Origin of the sequence: Parapedobacter defluvii (assembly GCF_014642075.1) — a bacterium.
Taxonomy (GTDB): Bacteria; Bacteroidota; Bacteroidia; order Sphingobacteriales; family Sphingobacteriaceae; genus Parapedobacter; species Parapedobacter defluvii.
The window spans coordinates 191,419-210,002 of the sequence record NZ_BMIK01000003.1; the positions used below are offsets into that span (position 1 = coordinate 191,419).

13 protein-coding genes are annotated in these 18,584 nt (G+C 50.0%); all 13 read right to left on the reverse strand.

Features of this window, described 5'->3' with window-relative positions; all coding sequences use genetic code 11:
• Positions 1 to 146: 146 nt before the first annotated feature.
• Positions 147 to 1,130 carry a FecR family protein gene (locus tag IEX60_RS07290; RefSeq protein ID WP_188749006.1) on the reverse strand — a complete coding sequence of 328 codons (984 nt, stop codon included), beginning with the start codon at positions 1,128 to 1,130 and terminating at the stop codon, positions 147 to 149.
• Positions 1,131 to 1,206: 76 nt separating this feature from the next.
• Positions 1,207 to 1,800 carry an RNA polymerase sigma factor gene (locus IEX60_RS07295; protein ID WP_188749008.1) on the reverse strand — a complete coding sequence of 198 codons (594 nt, stop codon included), beginning with the start codon at positions 1,798 to 1,800 and terminating at the stop codon, positions 1,207 to 1,209.
• Between the two features lie 66 nt (positions 1,801 to 1,866).
• Positions 1,867 to 2,052 carry a hypothetical protein gene (locus tag IEX60_RS07300; protein WP_188749011.1) on the reverse strand — a complete coding sequence of 62 codons (186 nt, stop codon included), beginning with the start codon at positions 2,050 to 2,052 and terminating at the stop codon, positions 1,867 to 1,869.
• A complete protein-coding gene (locus IEX60_RS07305) occupies positions 2,049 to 2,408 on the reverse strand; it encodes an RNA polymerase sigma factor (protein ID WP_188749013.1) in 360 nt (119 codons plus the stop codon). Before IEX60_RS07305 ends, IEX60_RS07300 begins: the two co-directional genes overlap by 4 nt.
• A gap of 76 nt (positions 2,409 to 2,484) precedes the next feature.
• Positions 2,485 to 3,117 carry a DUF6266 family protein gene (locus tag IEX60_RS07310; RefSeq protein ID WP_188749014.1) on the reverse strand — a complete coding sequence of 211 codons (633 nt, stop codon included), beginning with the start codon at positions 3,115 to 3,117 and terminating at the stop codon, positions 2,485 to 2,487.
• A 325-nt stretch (positions 3,118 to 3,442) separates the two neighbouring features.
• Positions 3,443 to 4,636 carry a purple acid phosphatase family protein gene (locus tag IEX60_RS07315; protein WP_188749016.1) on the reverse strand — a complete coding sequence of 398 codons (1,194 nt, stop codon included), beginning with the start codon at positions 4,634 to 4,636 and terminating at the stop codon, positions 3,443 to 3,445.
• An 18-nt stretch (positions 4,637 to 4,654) separates the two neighbouring features.
• A complete protein-coding gene (locus IEX60_RS07320) occupies positions 4,655 to 6,418 on the reverse strand; it encodes a SusD/RagB family nutrient-binding outer membrane lipoprotein (RefSeq protein ID WP_188749018.1) in 1,764 nt (587 codons plus the stop codon).
• A gap of 13 nt (positions 6,419 to 6,431) precedes the next feature.
• Positions 6,432 to 9,989 carry a SusC/RagA family TonB-linked outer membrane protein gene (locus IEX60_RS07325; RefSeq protein WP_188749019.1) on the reverse strand — a complete coding sequence of 1,186 codons (3,558 nt, stop codon included), beginning with the start codon at positions 9,987 to 9,989 and terminating at the stop codon, positions 6,432 to 6,434.
• A gap of 115 nt (positions 9,990 to 10,104) precedes the next feature.
• Entirely contained in the window at positions 10,105 to 11,097 is a 993-nt protein-coding gene (locus IEX60_RS07330; RefSeq protein WP_188749020.1) for a FecR family protein, read from the reverse strand.
• A 99-nt stretch (positions 11,098 to 11,196) separates the two neighbouring features.
• Positions 11,197 to 11,778, reverse strand: a complete 582-nt coding sequence (locus IEX60_RS07335; RefSeq protein ID WP_188749022.1) for an RNA polymerase sigma factor — start codon at positions 11,776 to 11,778, stop codon at positions 11,197 to 11,199.
• 122 nt (positions 11,779 to 11,900) lie between these two features.
• A complete protein-coding gene (locus tag IEX60_RS07340) occupies positions 11,901 to 13,481 on the reverse strand; it encodes a calcineurin-like phosphoesterase C-terminal domain-containing protein (protein WP_229717463.1) in 1,581 nt (526 codons plus the stop codon).
• Between the two features lie 25 nt (positions 13,482 to 13,506).
• Positions 13,507 to 15,027: a RagB/SusD family nutrient uptake outer membrane protein gene (locus IEX60_RS07345; RefSeq protein ID WP_188749024.1), complete on the reverse strand. Its 1,521-nt coding sequence runs from the start codon at positions 15,025 to 15,027 to the stop codon at positions 13,507 to 13,509.
• A gap of 20 nt (positions 15,028 to 15,047) precedes the next feature.
• On the reverse strand, positions 15,048 to 18,371 hold the full coding sequence (locus tag IEX60_RS07350; RefSeq protein WP_188749027.1) for a SusC/RagA family TonB-linked outer membrane protein: 3,324 nt from the start codon (positions 18,369 to 18,371) through the stop codon (positions 15,048 to 15,050).
• Between the last annotated feature and the right edge of the window lie 213 nt (positions 18,372 to 18,584).

An 18,584-nucleotide genomic window follows, 5' to 3' on the forward strand; every position in this document is an offset into this window, starting at 1 on the left:
GATTATCCTGTACCAATTTTATACCTTTGAAAAACGTTACTTGATTAACACCTGTTGATGAAGTAGCTGTACAGCAATGGATGAGGGTCCAAACTAATCACATTGTTGTACGACTTCCCGGATTTGTCCTTGGGCAAATCCGTTTTTTAATAAATAATCACTTCATTGCTTTCCCTCCTGTATTGATTTTGATGAATAGAACAGATAATCCGCAGGGTTTCGTCCAAGCGGTGCGAAGTGCGTATGGTTACACTATACTGATGGTCATCGACCTGCCGATCCGCCGCTTTTAATTCAACGCCATAGACGTTGTACATCGCCAATGCGACTTCTTCAAAGGATGCATTGGTCAACTGGATGGTTCCTTCCCGCCAGTTAGCTGCATTTGGTATGGTAAGGGTAGCCGTTATATACGTGCCCGTATGTGGATCATAAGCGAGTTGTTGTGCTTTCGTGAGTTCATTGGCCAACAGTCGTTGGTTGGTATCGATAACCCGTACACTGCCTTGCTGTACGTCTACGGTAATCCGGCTTAGCCGTTCGTAGTTACTGATATTAAAAGCAGTGCCCAACACCTGGGTGACGATGCCACGGCTATACACGATGAATGGTTTTCCCGGATTTGGGGTTACTTCAAAAAAAGCCTCTCCCTCATCAAGGTACAGTTCACGTCCTGCCGCTCCGAACGATTCGGGAATGCGCAGCCGGCTCGAAGCATTCACCCATACAATGGAACTATCGGGCAGCGTAATCTTTTTTACCTGCCTTACCGCCGTGGTTATCTCGCGATATCCTATACCGGCCTCAGCCGAAATCCGATTGGAGTCTGTCAGTCCGTGGTCGTTCTGCCCCCGGTGTACCAACCAGGCGATACTGACCAACGCAAGTACCGCCGCAGCATATGCCAAGTGCTTCCCGTAACCGAGTTTACGAATCGGGTTCCAATATCCCGATAATCGTTCGCGCATCTGCGAGTTTATCCGGGACGCTTCTGCATCGCCATGGAATACTTCGGAATCGTCCAGTTCACGAAAAGATTCATACCAAGCATCAATGGTTTCCTTTTCGGTGTCGCTCGCCGCACCGCTGAGGTAGCGGTGCAATAATTGTTTAAATTTCTCGCTGTCCAAGATTACGTATCCTTTTTAATAGGAAGTAACCGGAGACCGCCAAACCTACTTTGATTTACTGTTAATTATTTATGAGTTAATGGTTAACAAGGCTCAGAAAGACAGAAAGCCCAATTAAAAACTCGCCCCGGTGTTGGTGGGACAGCTTCTGCCTCAGCCGCCTGACAGCCTCGGAAAGGTTATTGGATACGGTTTGCTCGGCCAGCCCAAGTTTTTCAGCAATTTCTTTGATACTTAAGTTGTCGCAGCGCAGCAAGAAAGACTGCTTCATGTTTTCGGGCATGTCATACAACCCATTGTCCAAAGCGGCTTCCAGCACATCACGCGAAACACGGTCATGCTCATCGGTGACAAATAATTCCATTTTTGCCAAAGCGAGATCTATAACGTGTTGCTTTACACGTTCGGACCTGAAATGATTCAGCACCTGAAACTTTATCGCTCCCAATAAAAATTGTTCCAGCGAAGTCCGGATGAGCAGATTTTCCCGTTTTTGCCACACACTGATGAAGACATCCTGCACGATATCTTTGGCGGCGTCTTCATCAGCTACACGGCTATATGCTTTCTGGTAAAGTATTTTCCAATACCGATCGTATAATAGATCGTAAGCCTTGGGAGTTCCTAATCGTAGTGCATCGATTAACGCTACTTCTGTCATCAGCATCATACTAAACTAGTGACAAAAATACCAAAGCAGTATTAAGGCAACGTTATGTTTTTACGGGCGCTGGATTTACCGTGCTATCGCAAAGATGGAGGTTAGCACCGTCGCGACCACGGCAATCCATACGACGATGCGTTGTTTGGCCTTTTGCGACGACAGCAGCGATTGCGTTTGGATGTGGTAACGAAGACCGATAAGCAATTGCTGAATGATCAGGGGTTCTTCAGTAGGGCTCAGATTTTTCCTTTTTGTCATTTGTACTTTAGATGTTTATCACGAAGAAGCAGGCCCAATGAAACCGGCAATTTCTGGATTTGTGAGATGGTGTCCAGCATAAAGTTGACCAAATTCAAATTGATGCGATTTCTCTCCGATTTTTCCAATCCATTGGCAACGATGTATTCCACAACCGTAGTCGATAGTTCAGGCAAGTGCTTACGTTTGTCCCAAAATTCCACAAACAATCCCTTTACCCGTTCGAATGCTTCGTCCTTGTTACTGGTTTCATTCAACAACGATAGATAGAGTGATTTCCAATGCCGATTACAGAATGCATAAAATGCATGTTCATCCGATCGGCGGATCCGGGCAATCAATTCGCTATCAATCATGTTTTCCACATTACAAAGTTAGTAGAGCATTGCAACCAAATCAGGTACAGGATGTTATGATTTTGTTAAAAAACCACTAACGAATTAATGTTCCCAAAAACTGACTATTTGAAAATCGACGATTATCCCGTTCGCCCACGCAAACGTATACTAACAATTGGCTCCCTGCGCGCTCGTCCGCAACATCCAGCGAAGCGATGCCGGCTTCACGTGAAGCCATGCCTATGGGCGCGACATGCTCCGTGGTATTGTATGCTACCAAATACACCACATCGTCTCCAAATGCGTCTTTCCTATTGATACGAGGCTCCCAATATAATCGGAGCTCGTTGTCTACGATCTCCATCCCGGTAATTTCCAGTCCTGCCAAAGATCCCTGTGCTATCCGAACGGTTGCCGGATTGATGACGAAGTTTGGGTATTCTCCTTCCAATGCATGGTGATATACATAGGACACCGCCCGGTTCATCGCTGCTACCTTCGAGTCCTGCCCCCGTGGCAGCGCAAATCCCCTATGGATGGTGGGACGGAGCGGTTCCAGAAAATGCATCACTTGTTTCATCTTTTCCCTTGCCGCCAATTGATTGACCGAAGGCGGTTTGGAAGACTTCCGTGGGCGGCTGCGCACGTAAAAGCCGAACCGACCTTTGCACCCCACTAAATCGCCGATGGTTCCTGAAAATGCGAATAGTTCATTTAATTTTGCCATATTGTTCTCTTTTAATTGATACAAACTAAAAAAACAATCCGCTTTAAACCAACACACTGACATCGATTGTCAGGGTACTGACCGGTAAAACCCCATTTTGTCCGATTACTGTCCGGTAACTGTCCGATTACTGTCATGCTTCAGACAACCCATCAAGACCAAGCTGTCTCCGGCTTGGGAGGTATGATGCATCCCCATAGCAAGCGGATGCCACCTTGAAGCCAGTGATTGGCTTCAAGGTGGCATCCAAATGGCTTGGAGTTGGCTCTAAAGTGGCTTTTGCCACCCAGTCCGTCTCCAAGCGGGGGAAAGACAGATTACAGGCCTATTTTGCCAAGGTAAATTCGTCAAACAGTTTGCCCGTCACGGTATAGGATTTATAGGCCAACTGGCCACCGTCTATCTGAATAACCTGGAAAAGCTGGGTATCGGTGGTCGCTTTTTCCATCCAGGTCCCTTCTCCTTGTTTATACATTTTGGGGCCACTGACTGAAACGACGTAGACCGGCTTTTCCAATGCCGGGTTTCCGGTGCCACGCCCATAGGTATGGTCATGCCCCTGCAACACCAGGTGCACCCCGTATTTTTCAAGCAAGGGTTTGATGAGTTCCCTGATTTCCGGATTATCACGTCCTTCTGCCGTGGAGTGGATGGGATGGTGAAACGCCACAATCTTCCACTTGCCATCACTTTCGCGAAGAACCTTCTCCAACCATTGGGCTTCGGCAGTCCGCAGGTTGTCATCCAGATTCATCATTTGGGTATTCAGCGTGATGACCCGGACACCGCGATAGTCCACGTAGTAGGAAGTTTCCTCCAATCCTTTGGGGCCATTGGCGGGTAAATTAAATCCGGGACGCCAATGCGGATCCAGCCGTACTACTCCTTGCTCATCTTTCTTGTATTCATGATTGCCGGGCGTAGCCATCACCGGAATGGTTGATGCAATAAACCCGCTCGCATAGTGCCACTCTCCCCATTCGTTATCTTCGCCCGACCGGTTGATCAGATCTCCGGTATGCAGGACGAAATCGGCTTCGGGAGCGGTGGCGTATGCCTTCCGTATCGCACGTGACCACCTTGACTTTAGGTCGTTCTGTCCATCGCCCACATAGATAAACGTCAATTGATCCGGGGTATCGGCAGGCGTCTCAAATTGGAACCACTCACTCCAATGCGTCCCCTGTCCCACCCGGTAGGTGTACGTGGTCGCCGGTGCCAGGCCATTCAATCGGACATTGAAATAATTCGCCGACCGGTCTTCTTCTGCAAGCGATTCAACGGATGCCCGTGCGCTGTCCAATCCCACAGACATATCGGGGCTGTCGTCGGCCTTTTTCCACTGTACCATCCCTTTGCCGGTAGCGGCATCGGTACGCCACGACAAGGCCACACTGTTTGTAGGCGTTTCCGTCACATTTAATACCACCCGGTCGGGATAGGCATTGGGCAGGAATTCCTGCGCGATACTCCACTGGCATAGCAGCAGCATGCCAATCGTCAATTTTACTTTATCCATCGTTATCATATTAGTTGCTTACCAAGGGTTTCCGGTGCCCTGAATTAACCACATTTTCGACCACTGCTCGTTAGTGGCGGGCTCCAAACGGGACACCGCCGCTTCTGTATTGGACCGATTGTAGTTCAGTTCACTGTCTCCGTACATGTACCGTACCGGAATTTTCTCTCCTTGCGGGCCGTTTACCAGATTCGTTCCAAGGCGCGGATAGCCGGTGCGTCGCCAGTCAAACCATCCTTCCATCGTCGTAAATGAAGCTGCCCATTTCTGCTGAAGAATGAGTTCTTCTTTATCGGTAGTCTCCTGAAACTCTTCTGTCAGTGCGGCACGGAAATCCGCCTGATCGAAATCCACCAGTTGATGAGTCTTCGTGTCGTAAACCTTAGCGCTTCCATCGGCGATGCCATATTGTTCCAGTGATGCAAAGATGCCGGCAAGGTAATCCTGTAGCACATCCCGCTGTATCCAACCCCGGTTGGCCGCCTCGGCCAGGGTAAAATGGATTTCCGCCGCCGACAACATGACAGACTTTACCAATGGATCGGCGTCTGCGCGATACATAGGAGCCAAATAGGACACAAACGGATTGGCTGCACCCCCGTTATAAATAGAAGGATCCAGTCCGTTGGCCTGGCTGAGCTGGGCAGCATCAAAGCCGTTGTAGGAATTCGGATCGGTCAGGGCAATTTTTAAGCCCACAAACAACGAGGTATCGATATCGGGCCGATAGGTCTTCAAAAAACGCTTCACCCGGCCGTCGGTGTCCTTTGCGATCACGACATCCGCTCCCTTATCCCGTACCAACGTCTGCACGGCTACCGGGCGGAACCAAACAGCCAACCGTGGATCTCGCTGTTCCTCAAGAAAATCCACCAACGTAGCTCCCGCTTTTATCCGGTAAAACTCGTGGTCTGATGGGGAACCGAGTGGCCCCAGCGGGTACGAATCACCGGCGTTGGTGCCAGGGAATGACAAGGACGCATTTTCCGCGCTGCTTACGATAATTGGGTAGGTCGCGGGATCCGACACCATTTTTTCAAATTCGCCGGGCACATCGATGCCTGCTGCCTGCATGTCGGCCACTTTCTCCGACAGGCGAAGGAGGTACCGGAGCCGCAGTGAATTGGCAAATTTCCGCCATAACAGTGCTTCGCCACCATAAAGCAAATCCGCATCCTGTACCGTCGAACTAACCGGACCGGAGACTTGCATGAGGTAACGATTCGCCTGTTCGAGATTATTCAGCAATCCCGCGAACACATCCTGCTGGGCATCAAAAACCGGCTGGAGGTAGGCACTGCCCTGATAGGCTTGGCTGTAGGGAATGTCTCCCCAAATACTGGTTTGCATGCCGTACCAGAAAGCCTGCATCGTCAGCGCAGCACCCTTCAAAAACAGGGAATCGGGGCTATCCTGCGCCCGTGTTTCCAGGTAACATGCGTTGGACAGAGGCTGGTGCAATCCCCGGTAGTCCCACGAAATCGTATACCAGCCAAATTGGTTGGTCACTACAAACTCCAGGTAGTCACGCTGCGTGTATTGCATGGCTTGGGGAATGACACATTGCGTGACATTACCGGTAAAAGAAAGTTCCGCCAGGTTTCCGGTAGTCCCCGCAAGGATTCCAGTCAGTACAAAAGCGGGATTAACTTTGTCATCCGTCAACGCATTGGGGTTTAGGTTGAGTTCAGAGAGATTTTCCTTACATGCGCCAAGCACTAAGGCAATCAGCATGCAGCTAAAAACACCGCACTTCTTGTTATATCGAATGATCGTTTCCATTGAATTTCGCTGTCTAAAATTGAACACTTAGTTTCACTCCCATGGTCATCGTCCAGGGATAAAACGATGCGCGGTCGTATCCCATTTGGTAATTACTGCTCGAAGTAAACTGGCTATTGCTGTTTAGCATGGTCGACTCGGGGTCTATCTTATTCTTAGCTTTTGTCCAAACCATCAGATTCCGCATATACCAAGCGAGTGTCAGCCCGCGGGCGGCAATACGATCTGCCAGCCGGTCAGGCAACTGATATGCCACCGACACCTCTTTGAGTTTCAGGAATGACGCATCATAGATCCATGTCTGCACACCCCGGCTCCAGTAACCCGCACCCGGATCGGCAATCAGCTCACTCCGGAAGAACCGGGTTCCTTCATTGCCGAAGTTTTCGATATAGCCACCGGCTCCGTCGGCGATGACGCCGGGAAAAAATGCACCGTTGGCAAGGCCGTTGTTCCCGTATTCAAAGCCTCCCAAGTCGGCAGTTCTGCCCCCTACCCAAGTAAGGCCATCCATTGCATTGTACCGATCGGGATTGGACCTGATTTCATCGGCCAGCTGGCTGCCGCTTTCAAATGAATGGCTGTTCAGGATGCCCGTGAAGGTGCTTGAACCATCCCCTTTGTACCAGCTTTCGGCGCGGCCATCTCTAGCCAGCCGCTTCATGCTCTCCGAATAATAGTCGCCCCCATGGCGCCAATCGAAACTTGCAGCGATCGAAACACGCTTATAGGAAAAATTAGTCTGGAATCCCAGGGTGAAATCGGGATTCACATTGCCCAATTTGATGTAATCGGAGCGCTGCTGAACATAACCGTTGTCATCCAGCAAAGGCCAGCCGGCATAAGGCCCTTCCGTAACACGCAGCACGTCCGGCCCCCAAAGGTCGCCTACGGTTCCATCGATCGTCGTTTGGCTGAATATATTATTGCGCTCCCAGAATTGATGGTTGCTTACCCCTTCCGGCAGTGCGGTGAGCTTGCTGCGTTCCTTGGTAAAATTAAAAGCCACATCCCACCGTAAATTGCTATGTTGAATGGGCACGCCGCGAAGCGTGATTTCCAGGCCTTCGTTTTTCACAATCCCTGCATTGACATTTGTAGCCGTATACCCTGTGGAGCCTGAAACGGAAATACGGGAGATCTGGTTTTTGTCTTCCAACTGGTAATAGGTAAGATCCAGCCCCAGCCGGTTCCTGAAAAAATCGCTATCAAAACCTACCTCTGACGAAATGATGCTTTCCGGAACCAGGTTCTGCGTAGGCAGTACTCCCGGCAACGAATAGGAAGTCTTTCCACCCCAGGTGGATTTAGACAAGGTCATCGAAAGCGCATAGGGATCCGTATCTTTCCCCACCTTTGCCCATCCGCCTCTGAGCTTTACTAAATTGATGGCCTCCGGCAGATCCACCAGGTCCGAAATAACCGTGCTCAGCGAAACTGAGGGATAAAAATACGACCGGTTGTCTTCGGGCAGCGTGCTCGACCAGTCATTGCGACCCGAAAGCTCCACAAACAATGCATTCTTAAATCCGACCGTGGCCATACCGTATACGCTGTGGATCCGCTTGTCCGACTTTACGACACTGTATTCGACCGCGGAACGCGCAATATTGGCCGCCGTATAGAGGCCCGGCAATTCAAACCGCTGCCCTGCTATGGTAGCAAAGCTGTTGTCCTGAAAAAATAAATTGCCTCCAGCCGAAACGTCGAAGCTGAACTCCTTGATTTCCTTTTTATAGTTCAGCAGGAAGTCGGTGTTCAACTGCTGCAATTCACGGCCGATATACGCATACGCCCCCTCGGGAAAAGCCTTTTCGGACATCGCAGTCCGGTTTTGGGTTGTATATGACTCGTTAAAGCCGCCGATACGCGCCATCAGGCTCCATCCACCCGTCAAATCCCAGTCGATCTTCACATTGCCAAACGGCCGTACCTTTTTGAAGGTGTTGATATTTTCGTTCACGGTAAACCAGGGGTTGTTAAACCCGTTTGCCCATGTCAACTGGCTTGATCCCGGTTCTGCCCAGTAGTCTTTGAGGTCATTGATATCGATCCAGTTTGGGGTAAAATACAGGTCCTCATACGGATAATTGTCATAAGATAACCCCCGGTTGTTGTCCGACCCGGAATTCAGGTAATTAAAATTGCCGCTCACCTTCACCCTCTCACTGATGGCATATTGCGCGAAGATGCTGACGGCATCTTTGTACAAATTGGTCCCCGGATAGATGCCGGTAGACCGGGTATCTGACAAGGAGAGCGAAAGATTAAGTTTATCGGTGCTGTGCGACACCCCTAAATTGGTCACCACGCTGTTGCCGACGTCGGCAAAATCGCGCACATTATCCGGATGGGCCGTCAAGGGTGTCGACTCGCCATTGGTGCCGAACCGCGCGACGGATGTGCCCATCTCGGGCCCCCACCACAGGTTGCTCGTTTGGTCGAAATTGCCGTTCGAACCATTGGCAAACCGCTGTTGCTGGGGAATGAATTGGTAGGGAATACTGGCCGTATAGCCCATGTTGAAGTCGATGCCGAACCCGGGACGCGCACCCCCCTGTTTCGTGGTCACCAGGAGCACCCCACTGCCCGCCCTGGATCCGTATAGGGCAGCGGCACTGGGGCCTTTCAGTACACTGACGCTTTCAATATGATCTGCACTCAGATCGGATAATACACTGACATCCGTTCCGGTCGGCACGCCATCTACGACGATCAGCGGTGAATTATTGCCGGATAACGACGTGTATCCCCTGATTAAGACAATCGGTTCGCTGTTCAGTTCGGGTGTCGGATTGATCACCCGCAGGCCCGTTACCCTGCCGGTAAGACCGTTGATGGCATTTTCCTGCGGTACGCGGGCCATATCTGCTCCCTTCACCTCCCCAACGGCATATCCCAATGACCGGGCCTGCCGCTGGATACCCAACGCAGTGGTAATCACGACCTCATCCAGCTCATCCGTAACCGGAACAAGGATAACATCCCGCGTCACGCTTTGTCCCTCCTCAATTTCAACATCGCTAAGCCGTACTTTTGAATAGGATATATAGCTAAATTCGATGGTATAGGTTCCCGGCCGCAAATCCACACGGTACTGACCGTTGCGGTCGGTCGTGAAGGTACGGTTAAGTTCCAGGATCGTCACCGTAGCACCTTGCAAAGGTGTGCCGTCATTGCTTGACACCCCACCGGACAGGCGACCCGGCTGCTGCTTTTTCGTCAATAGAATTATACCGTTTCCTTTTTCCTCAAAATCGATATTGGTTCCGCGGAATAGACTTTTCAATACCGTTTCCAGCTTGGCGTCCCTGAAATCCAGTGTTCCTACCGTTTGGTCTTCCAAGCCGAGCAGGTGTTCATCAAATGCGAATCCGACATCCGCAGAAACCTCCAATTGCTTTATCGCTTCGTACAGCGAGGTGCCCGCAAAGGAGATATCCACCGATTTTCCAAGGGATTGCCCTTTTGACGGCGCAGCCATCAGCAGTTGCGAAAATGCGATGGTTACCGAGTAAATCAAAATTGTCGTACGCATGATCATCCGTATGAACAATGTGTTTTTATTCATATTTTTGTAGTCTTAGTAGTGAATGAATTACTGAGCGGCTATGCGTCAGGGTCTCAAGCTATCGCATAACCGGTACTTTCCAAAACAGGCATCACTTTGATGCCTGTTTCTTGGTTTATGGGTAAAGGGTTATTTCATTGCCTGTCCTCCTGTATGTTGTTTTATGGATACCACAGATCACGCCCATCGTTTCTTCCAACGGACGGTCTGCACGTAAACTCAGGTTGTAATGATGGTGCACGGTACGCGGATCTTTACTTTTCAACCGCACCCCGTATAGGTTGTATAAAGCTAACGCCAATTCGTCGAAACCGGCTTTCTCCAACGGCACTACACCGCTTATCCATCCGTTGGCATTTGCGTAGGCCACACCGGTGCTACGTACCTCGCCCAACAGTTTATGGTAGACAAGTCCTTCATTTGCCGCGAGATCCCGCAATATGCGTGTGGTGTCCCTTACCCGCACCTTTCCATCGGTTACCGCTACCGTGATATCTTCCAAAGCATGGTATGATTTAACATTGAATGCCGTTCCCAATACTTCCACCTGCAAATCGGCCATCCGCACCACAAACGGCCGCTTAGGTTCCTGTGCCACCTCGAAGTATGCCTCGCCTTCATCCAACAACACTTCGCGTTTGTCATCCTCCATCCGTTCCGGAATACGGATCGCCGAATTGGCATTCACATGGATCATGCTGCCGTCGGGAAGGACCAGTTTCTTTACCTGCCTTATTCCGGTTTTTACCTCGCGGAAAGCCAACTGTTGTACCGCCATGGCTTCCCCTGCGGTCTGCTGCCACCCCGCCGTCCACCAGATTGCACCGCCAAGCGTTACGATCAGTATAGCTGCTGCAGCGATCTGCTTCCAGGACATCCGCCGATGATACCGGGTTATGCCCACTGACGGATGTTCGATCACTTGACGTATGCGCGCATCAAGCTCATCGTGCAACCGCTGTACTGCGCGATCATCTTCCATGCCCGGCACTCCTATTTCCGATTCGCCAAATGAGTCGTACCAACGCTGCAAGAGTTCCTTGTCTTCGGTAGACAGGTCTCCCCTGAGGTATCCTTCCATCAACTGCTTGAATGTATGTTTGTCCATTGAGCGCTTTCTGCGGCATGGCGTTCCATGCCCTTCTATAAGATGAGTAGCACTGGGGAGCGATGCATCCCCGCAAAACCGATTAAGAAATGTTGATGTTTAGGTTAACAAAAGGTAAAGCACGAAACAGACGGCGGAGAAGTCTTCGGGAAAGTCCTTGGATACCGCCTTGCGAAGCCGGTGCAATCCCTTGGAAATATTATTCCGAACGGTCTTTTCAGCAATGTTGAGGGACTGAGCGATTTCATCCACCGTATAATCCCGTATGCGGAGTCTGAAAATTTCCCGCATGGTATCGGGCATTTGCTCCACTTCGCTGTTCAGGGTATTTGCCAGATCCTGTTCGGTTAGGATATCCCGCATGTGTTCTTCCACTTCCACCATCCGTTGGTACAGGTAGGCAAATGCCCGGTCATTGATATCCAATTTCCGGAAATGGGCGACAAGTTGGTATTGCAAAGCGGTACGGAGATAGGCTTCAGCGGACGTGGTGATGCAGATAGCTTCCCGTTGTTGCCAGCAATAGACAAACACCTCCTGCACCATATCCTTCGCCACTTCCGCATCGTGCAACCGCCGGTAGGCAATTGCATAAAGTTTTCTCCAATGGGTATTGAAGATCGTGGTATAATTCTCTTCCGTAAAACGGAAAAGCTTTGCCTCCTGAGCCGATGAATCCATGATGAGCTATTGGCGTTCAGGAGGCAAAGCTATAAATACAACGATTAGGTTACGCTAACGCAATGTTAAGTTGTCGTTAATTTCGTACAACGGGCGATAGGCTGTATCTGTCTTTTCAATCACTAATATTTATCTTCTTCTATTCGGAAACTGCTCGTTTGTACAAATTGCCTGCCGTAATCATCCGTTGCCCGTACTTGGATGCGATGGGTACCGAGGGCGCGGTCGTTCGTGAGGGGCGCTACCCAAAGGTGCGAACAGTTGGCAGGCTCCGTAGGGCGCCGGCCACGGAAAAGCGTGTCCGCGGTGTCCCAACGGTACAACTCGGCCACATACGCAGGATCTGGCTCCAGCGTATGGCGCATCGGCTGCCAGTCTTCCTCGTCGATCCGGTACTCCACCTTGCTGTCTTTATGGCCCATGAAAAAGTTGGCGTAGATATGACCGCGCCCTTCCCACCAAATGGTTGCCAGCACTTTCCGATGAAAAAGCCCAATTTGATGGTCCTTGGGTTTCCCGGCGACCTTGAAATCTGCCGTATACCGATTGCCCGAAATATTCAGGTAAACATATCCCCTGGGGGTTCCGTCGCTCGCTGTGGCGTCCGCTACCCCCTGTTCATTGATCCGGCCTGAATTCCAGTTTCCGCACGACGCCCCAACATTAAACTCATGGAGGGGCGTCTCATTGGGCCATCCATCTTCTTTTCCATAAAAGAACTGTTGTTGCTGATGGGTATGGGCCGACAGCGCCAACACATTCGTATAACCACGAAAAAAACTGAACAATTGCTGTCGATCGGATAGGCGCATGGAGTTGTCGTTAAGGTGTTTTAGCTGGATGTGATTGATCAATACGATCAACTGGTCCTTTGCCACATGTGCCAGATCATTCTTCACAAAATCAAGCCGTTTTTGGCTATATCCAGACCACTGCCCACGACCGCCCCGCGGATCGGGCACCAAGTTATCGTCTAACACAATGAAGTGGGCTTTGCCGTAATTAAACGAATACGTTGCGGGTCCGAAATTCGCTTCGAAGGTTTCATCGTGCAACGAATCGGCGGGAGCATCCTGGTTCAGGTCATGGTTGCCGATCACGTTATACCAAGGAACACCTACTTGAGCCATTAAGGAGATATAGTCGGGATACAAGTTCATGTCACTCTGTACCAAATCCCCTAACGTAATGCCCATCACCACATCCTTGGCATTACGGATTTCGGACACGATACCGTGCTCGAAGTAACCCAGTTCGCGCTGATCCAATACTTGTGGATCGCCCAAGACCAGCATCCGGAAATCGTCGCTTTCAGCCTGCGGCACTAAGGCAAAGTCCACCGATTTCGGCAACGGGCCAGTAGGTGCTACGCCTTTGTACTCCATCGTAGGCGAACCGTTGGGTTTATGGATATAATAGTATTGCGGCTGATTCGCTGCATTGAGCCGAACCTGATAGCCTGCGGGTTTGATCACAAAAACAATATCGTCATTTCCGATTGGGAGTTCATAGCTTCCGGCATTATTGGTCAAAACCACTTCCCGCCCGTTACTGACGGCTATGCCAGCCAGTCCTTTTTCCCTCCGTTCCTTCATGCCGTTCTGATTCGTATCTTCAAAGACAAAACCCTTTACCACGTCTTGGGCAGACGTGGTAAGGTTCCAAAGCATAAATACGATGCTTAAAAAAGTTGATGCGTTCATAAACTCAATATCAAAGTTAATTCGTTTAATAACCTGGATTTTGTTCCAACAAATCATTGTTGTTTAGCGCGGCTTCAGGAATAGGCCAAACGTACTGGTGCGATAAAAAGCGCTTATAGTCGCCCAGGATATTCTGGACGGTAGGCAGCACTGTTTCAATGATGCCCCATCGTTTCAAATCAAAATACCGGATTCCCTCAAAAGCCAATTCTATCTTGCGTTCCTGCCGGATCGCTTCGCGGAGCTGGACTTGTGTAAGTCCATCGTCCAACGCCGGTAACGCGGTGCTCGGCCGTTGCCGTACGGCATTGATCGCTTCCAATGCGGTGGAAGATGGCCCAGACGCTTCGTTTAGTGCCTCGGCATACATCAACAAGACATCTGCATAACGGATGACCACCCAATCTTGATCGCTCGGCTCGGCCGGGTTCTCCGTAGCGGGAAACCGGGATTCATTGAGAAACTTTTCAATGGCTAGTCCATTGGGTGTAAAATTAACGCCGAAACTAAATCCATCAAACCCATCAGGTTTACCGGGCCAAGGTTTGCCGAGATAGAGCACGCTCAAATCCAGCCGGGGGTCCCGATTTTCATAAGGCCTATCCGGATTATACAAGGGCGACTCATCAATGGGCAACCCATCGATGCAACCAAAACTATCTACAAACGATTGGATGGGCAGTGCGGCTACCGAAAACCAAGTACCGAAATACACATCCATGCCCGTGCGTGCATCGTGTATGTTGTTGGGTGCCAGAAAGCGGATCGAAAACAAAATTTCGGGGGAGTTTTCCTGTGTGCCGTCAATGAAGACATCCTTCAGATTGGGATCCAAAGCAAAGTGACCGCCTGTGATAACTTGTTCCAAAGCGGTCGCAGCTCCAGGATAGTCTCCGTTGTACAACAGTACTTTCCCTTTTAGCGCTTGCGCAGTACCCCTAACTGCATGCCCGTTATAAGCGATGTCCGGCAACAGACCAATGGCTTCATCCAGTTCAGCGAGTATAAAACTAACCACTTCTTCCTTGGAGCTGCGGGGTAGCTTGCTATTCTCCAGTGTCAACGGCTGATCGGTGATGACCACGCCTCCAAAAAACTCACTCAACTGGAAATAACTGAGTGCACGAATAAACTTTACCTCACCGATAAAGGTGTTTTTGGTGGTCTCATCCATTGCAACCCGATCCACATTGGCCAAGAAAATATTGCAATCGCCAATCGCTTGGTAGATCGCCGTATAAATCCCCTGGATATTTCCATTGTTGGGTTCGATAATTCCTTGGGCCATCGTGGCATATGGCCCCCGATCCCCTTCGTCGCTCAACGCCGAAAAGTTGGGCGCCTGCCACGACAATGCGGCATACTGCAACCGTGCATATACGGATGACAATGCGAGGTTGACATCGTTTTCGTCTTTCCAGAACGTTTCGGAAGACAATTCGGTAAGGGAGTCCTTGTCCAAAAACGAACTGCATGCGTTAAGCAGGAAACTGCTACACAGCAACAAAAAATACCATCTAAGAAGTATAAAAAAGCGATTTTTCATGATGTTCAATGAATGATAACCTAAAATTGGATTTTGGCCCCTAACGTGTATACCTTATTCTGCGGATAGCGTACCCCGCCTCTGACCGAGTCATCCACCCGCTCAGGGTCAAACTTCTTGAATGGGCTCCAAGTGAATAGATTCTGTCCCGACAGGTAGATAACCAACGAATTTATGCCGATTTTGCCGATGGTACGTGCGGGCACACTATACGACAGATCGAGGCTCCTCAACCGGAAGTACGATGCGTCTTCCAGGAAAAAATCCGAACGTTCGGAAAGCGCTTTGTCGCCGGTTGGATAGATGCGCGGCATGGTGGTACTGGGGTTTTCGGGTGTCCACCGATTCCGCCACTCTGCGGGCGGGGGCGATCCCTGACGGAATGGCTCAAAACCCCACTGTCCGGTATAAAACTTGCGACCTTCCAATCCGTACCACAGGGAACTAAGCGAGAAGTTTTTGTAGTTGAGGCCAAAGTTGAGCGAATAATCAAAATCCGGATGTTTACCGTCCATGTATACACGGTCTGCGGAATTGATCACGTTATCGCCATTCTGATCCTTATACTTCAGGTCCCCCGGCTTCGGTTGGTTCGCTTGCGTGGCCGAATTGGCAATTTCATCTTCCGACTGGAAAATGCCCTCCACTTCCCACAGGTAATAGGTCTGTAACGGATGGCCCTCCTGGTTGATGTATGAGTCGCCAAAGGTAGTGGATCCATACCGAACCAACTTGTTACGGTAAGTAGACACAAACGCGCCAAGGTCAAAGGTGAGTTCGTCCACGAGCCGCCCACGGGTATTGATGCCCAGCTCAAATCCTTTATTTTCAACGATGCCATCGTTGATAAGCGGTGCTGCCAATCCGACTTCCAACGGAATATCGGCATTTCTTAGGATGTCTGTGGTTCGCTTGTTGAAATAATCAAAAACGATATTCAGGCGTCCCTTGAATAGCGTGGCGTCCAACCCGAAATCGGTAATCGTGGTGGTCTCCCAAGAGATGTCCCGGTTATTGAGGCGGGTTTGCCGTACACCTGAAGAAAGCGTGTTAGTAAAGGGATAACTGCCTGCAAGGCTCAATAGCGCCTGGTAGGGATAATTGCTGATCTGTTGGTTGCCCAACTTGCCCCATGACCCACGAAGTTTCAATTCATCCACCCAGTCGGCCTTGAAAAAAGCTTCATTGGAAAGCCGCCAACCAGCAGAAAAAGAAGGGAAAAAGCCCCATCTGTTTTCCTTCGCGAAACGTGAAGAACCATCATACCGCGCGTTGACTTCCAACAGGTAACGCTCGTCAAAATTATAGGAAGCACGCCCGAAATAAGACAACAGTGCCCACTCCTGGGTATTGCCGTAGTTTGTTTGGTTGTCAAGAGGCCCGGCATCGAGCTCTTCCAATGCGCTTGTTACAAACTCTGTACGTGCGGCACCCAACACACTTTGCTTATACGTCTCCAAACTGCTTCCGGCAACCAGACGAACTTGATGTGCGTCAAATGCGCGATCAAAATTCAGGTAGGAGTTGACGGTCGTTTGGTTATAGTTCGACCGTGATTGGGTAAGGTTGTTATTCCCGAACACACCCACCTCTTCGCCCGTGGTGAAACTATAGAGTGGCGTCCTGTCATTCATACCTTTCGACTCGTCAAAGGAACCCGAAACAGCCGCGGTACCCATCAGGTTGAGGTAGGGATTGAAATTCACTTTCAAGTATCCCTGGAGTTGGTACTCGCGGTTGGTCGTGTTATAGAGGTTTTCCGTGGAAACCAACAACATATTTTTGTTGTTGATTTCATTGGGGAACGCATTCAGCGTGTACCGTCCACTGCCGTCCGGCAACTGGGGTGCGTAGGTCGGTCGCTGCGCCAGCGTCGACAGCAAGGGATCCACGCCATCCCCGTTGCTATCACCGCTTGGATAGTCCCGGTTTTTGAAAATGACCGCCGCCTTCGTGCCGATCTCCAAGTACTTATTTAGTTTGGAATCCATATTGACCTGCACATTGGTGCGATCCATATGGTACCCTTTGAATGTACCCGGTTGATTGAGGTAGGCCAGCGCTATATAGTAGTTGGTGGTACCGCTCTGTCCGCTGGCCGTGATCGTGTGGCTATTCACGCTGCGGGGTTTAATCAGTTCATCCAGCCAGTTGACATTGGGGTATTGCTTGGGATCCGACGGATTCCGGTAAAGGTTAATCTGTTCTTCCGTATAGGGTGTGCCGCCACTGTTGAAGTTTGCGATTGCCTCGTTCCATAGCTCCATATACTCGACAGAATTCCAAATCAGATCAGGCAATTGGGTCGCCTGATGGATTGCCGTGTTGCCGTGGTAGTTAAACAGTAATTTATCGGTTTCTTTACCCGTTTTTGTCTGGATCAAAATCACGCCATTAGCGGCCCTTGCACCGTAAATCGCTGCCGAGGCGGCATCCTTCAATACCGACATGCTTTCGATATTTTCGGGGTTGATCGCGTTGATGTCGCCACCGGCCACGCCATCGATGATCACCAACGGGCTTACGCCAGCTCCACTAAAAGTCCCATACCCCCGAATCCGGAGATTTGTACCTTCCGCACCCGGCGCACCCGAATTCTGCACGATCTGAAGGCCTGGGAATCTTCCCTGCATCAGCGTGGCGGCATTTGTAAAATTGCCCTCAGCAATCCGTTTGGAGGAGATGGATGATACCGCACCCGTCAGGTTTTCTTTTCGCTGTGTTCCGTAACCCACGACGACGACCTCGTCAAGTGCTTCCTCCCCTGCGGTCAGTGAAAAGTCTAAGACGGCTTGCCCGTTTTCAGGTACGACCACTTCCCGGCGCTGGGTACCATGGGCTACGTAGCTAGCCTCTACGGTATACGTTCCCGCCTGTAAGCCGATGGTGTAATTACCTTGCTCATCCGCACTGACGCTTCGATTTACCTCAACGATCCTGATGTTCGCTCCACTTAACGGCTGACCGTGATTGTCCGTAATGTGTCCGGTGATCCTTCCCGCAATTTGCCGGGGATCCTTCGCTACCGCGATGATGTTGCTGTTTTGCGTAATTTTTAACTGAAAGGTAGCGGAGAGCAGTTCCAACAAATCATATAGATTGACCTTACGCCCAACAGCCAGGCCGCTGTTGGATAGGTTTGCAACTTCCTGCTCATAGTAAAACCGGAACCCGGTTTGTTGTTCCAGTTCCTGGAAAAGGTCACCAAGTTTTTCTTGTTTTTTAACCTGTTGACCAAGGGTTACATTGACCTTACGTAAATTTTGTGACAGCACATCTGATGCTAAAATGACGCCCGTGGCTGTACAGGATATCACCACAAGCAAAAACAGTAATCGTGACATATCACAAATTCTTTTTATTGCATTTTTATTTCTAATATTGTTCATTGTTTTAAAAATTCATTTTCGTAAAACGGGTTTTGAAAACACATAGGGCGGGGTGGTGAGAAGCTTCCGCTCTATTTTTTTCATTTGTCAAATACTGGATATGTTGTCGGCGCTGTGTACGTTATGCTTGCATCCTATTCCTCCTTTCCTTAGTTTGGGCATTATCTT

Bases quoted from the DNA above. Each gene is read 5' to 3' on its own strand.
- IEX60_RS07335 (WP_188749022.1), bottom strand. From the start codon at position 11,778: ATGGATTCATCGGCTCAGGAGGCAAAGCTTTTCCGTTTTACGGAAGAG.
- IEX60_RS07330 (WP_188749020.1), bottom strand. From the start codon at position 11,097: ATGGACAAACATACATTCAAGCAGTTGATGGAAGGATACCTCAGGGGA.
- IEX60_RS07300 (WP_188749011.1), bottom strand. From the start codon at position 2,052: ATGACAAAAAGGAAAAATCTGAGCCCTACTGAAGAACCCCTGATCATT.
- IEX60_RS07345 (WP_188749024.1), bottom strand. From the start codon at position 15,027: ATGAAAAATCGCTTTTTTATACTTCTTAGATGGTATTTTTTGTTGCTG.
- IEX60_RS07315 (WP_188749016.1), bottom strand. From the start codon at position 4,636: ATGGATAAAGTAAAATTGACGATTGGCATGCTGCTGCTATGCCAGTGG.
- IEX60_RS07325 (WP_188749019.1), bottom strand. From the start codon at position 9,989: ATGAATAAAAACACATTGTTCATACGGATGATCATGCGTACGACAATT.
- IEX60_RS07310 (WP_188749014.1), bottom strand. From the start codon at position 3,117: ATGGCAAAATTAAATGAACTATTCGCATTTTCAGGAACCATCGGCGAT.
- IEX60_RS07340 (WP_229717463.1), bottom strand. From the start codon at position 13,481: ATGAACGCATCAACTTTTTTAAGCATCGTATTTATGCTTTGGAACCTT.
- IEX60_RS07295 (WP_188749008.1), bottom strand. From the start codon at position 1,800: ATGATGCTGATGACAGAAGTAGCGTTAATCGATGCACTACGATTAGGA.
- IEX60_RS07350 (WP_188749027.1), bottom strand. From the start codon at position 18,371: ATGTCACGATTACTGTTTTTGCTTGTGGTGATATCCTGTACAGCCACG.
- IEX60_RS07305 (WP_188749013.1), bottom strand. From the start codon at position 2,408: ATGATTGATAGCGAATTGATTGCCCGGATCCGCCGATCGGATGAACAT.
- IEX60_RS07320 (WP_188749018.1), bottom strand. From the start codon at position 6,418: ATGGAAACGATCATTCGATATAACAAGAAGTGCGGTGTTTTTAGCTGC.